Raw genomic sequence first — 1,771 nt, 5'->3', positions numbered from 1 at the left:
GGCCTACGGCCCGCTGACGCGAACAGAATTGGCAGCGGCAGTGATGGTGGTGGGCCCCCCCGACAGTGGCAAAAGCCGTCTTGCCCGCGCCCTCTTCGAAGCTCTGCTGCCGGAGCATCCCGATATTTATCTGCAACGGGCCCATTGGGATGGGGAAGGCAATTGGACTTTAGACTTGCCACCAGAGGAGGCGAAGATCCTCAAGCACCAGTACCGGGGCTCTTTTACCCCCGAATTTTTCAGCTTCCATGCCCAGGCCATTCTGGCTTTGCGCCGGCAAAAGAGTTTGGTGATTGTGGATGTGGGCGGCAAGGTGGATCCGCAAAAGCAGCCGATCCTGGAAGCCTGCTCCCACTACCTGGTGGTCAGCCGGGATCCCGAGGCTATCCCTCTCTGGCACGAGTTTTGTCGAGACCGGGGCAATTTGCGCTGTGTGGCCATCCTGCACACCTCGCCCGGCCCTCCTCAAGTGCTCAAAGACTCACCTGAGTTGGAAATTCGCTGGGATCCCAACTCTCCTCCCCCCGCGGAGCTGCTTCGGGCGGTGCGCCGCTTGATTGCCTAGGGGTGCGGATTCAGAATTGGATGGGCGGGCGAGCCTTTTCGGAAACGGCGAGATTGAGAACCGGGAGATTGAGAACTGGGAAAAGAAAAAGGAGAGGGTACTGATGCTGGGAGCCATTGCCGGGGATGTTATCGGCTCTGTCCATGAGCACTCGGGCACCAAAACGAAGAACTTTCCGCTGTTCGTCGAGGCCAGCCAATTTACCGATGACACGGTTCTGACGGTCGCTGTGGCCGAGCGGCTGCTGCGGGGCGGTAGCTACGTCGATTGGTACCATGAGTACTTCCACGCCTACCCAGAGGCTGGGTACGGGAGCAGCTTCATCCACTGGGCCGAGCATCGCTGCCGTGAGCCGTACTACAGTTGGGGCAACGGAGCCGCCATGCGGGTTAGCCCCATTGGCATCGCCTGCAACACGCTGGAAGAAGTGCTGGCCCAGGCGCGGGCCAGTGCCGAGGTAACCCACAACCACCCGGAGGGCATCCGCGGCGCTCAGGCTACGGCAGCCGCCGTGTTTCTCGCCCGGTCAGGGTACACCAAGGCCGACATCAAGACGTACATCGAGCAAGAGTTCGGATACTGCCTATCCGAGCGGCTGGACGATATCCGGGAGCACTACTGCTTCGATGTCTCCTGTCAGGGCTCGGTGCCCCAGTCGATCATCGCGTTCCTAGAGGCAGACGGTTTTGAAGACGCGGTGCGCAACGCCATCTCCCTTGGTGGAGACGCAGACACCATGGCCTGCATTGCCGGGGGCATTGCGGAGGCGTTTTTCGGCGGCGTGCCGGACGAGATCGCATCCCAGACGCTGGCCGTTTTGGACGAGCGGTTGCGCAATGTTGTGGGCGAGTTCCAAGAGAGGTTTGCGGATCGCCTGACCAGGGGCTGCACCTGATGGCCAAGGTGTGTGGTTTTTGGGTTTTGGGTTGCCTTGTCGCCCTCTCGCTCCGTCAACTGCTCCAGGTTGGATTTACCGGTAAGCCGCCTCTGGGTTGGCTTCATGGCCGTAGAGATAGCTGAGAACCGAGTTGCGCAGGCGGTAGTACTGCGGATCTTCAAGAATCCGCTCGCGATCCCGAGGGCGCGGGAAGGGGATGGTCACGATCTGCCCGATGGTGGCTGCAGGGCCATTGGTCATCAGCACCAGGCGGTCGGCCAAAAACAGCGCCTCATCAATGTCGTGGGTAATCATCAAAACCGTGCAGC

1 protein-coding gene and 2 pseudogenes are annotated in these 1,771 nt (G+C 60.6%); 2 read left to right on the top strand and 1 reads right to left on the bottom strand.

Annotation, left to right across the window (positions count from 1 at the left end; genetic code table 11):
- Together NW819_RS13130 and NW819_RS13125 are read left to right on the top strand one after the other, a co-directional pair.
- Window positions 1–565 (top strand): annotated as a pseudogene (locus NW819_RS13130) (CRISPR-associated protein Csx3); the annotation flags it as partial.
- A gap of 103 nt (window positions 566–668) precedes the next feature.
- Window positions 669–1,460, top strand: coding sequence for an ADP-ribosylglycohydrolase family protein (locus tag NW819_RS13125; RefSeq protein ID WP_414349583.1), 792 nt, complete (start codon window positions 669–671; stop codon window positions 1,458–1,460).
- Window positions 1,461–1,535: 75 nt separating this feature from the next.
- Here the strand turns inward: NW819_RS13125 and NW819_RS13120 are convergent.
- Window positions 1,536–1,771 (bottom strand): annotated as a pseudogene (locus NW819_RS13120) (ABC transporter ATP-binding protein); the annotation flags it as partial.

It is taken from the genome of Synechococcus sp. R8-2 (assembly GCF_047461715.1).
Lineage (GTDB): Bacteria > Cyanobacteriota > Cyanobacteriia > Thermostichales > Thermostichaceae > Thermostichus.
Note: the sequence above shows the minus strand (reverse complement) of the source record. Positions and strands in the feature narration are given on the sequence as shown.

Coding starts and splice junctions, on each gene's coding strand:
- NW819_RS13125 (WP_414349583.1), top strand. CDS start 669: ATGCTGGGAGCCATTGCCGGGGATGTTATCGGCTCTGTCCATGAGCAC.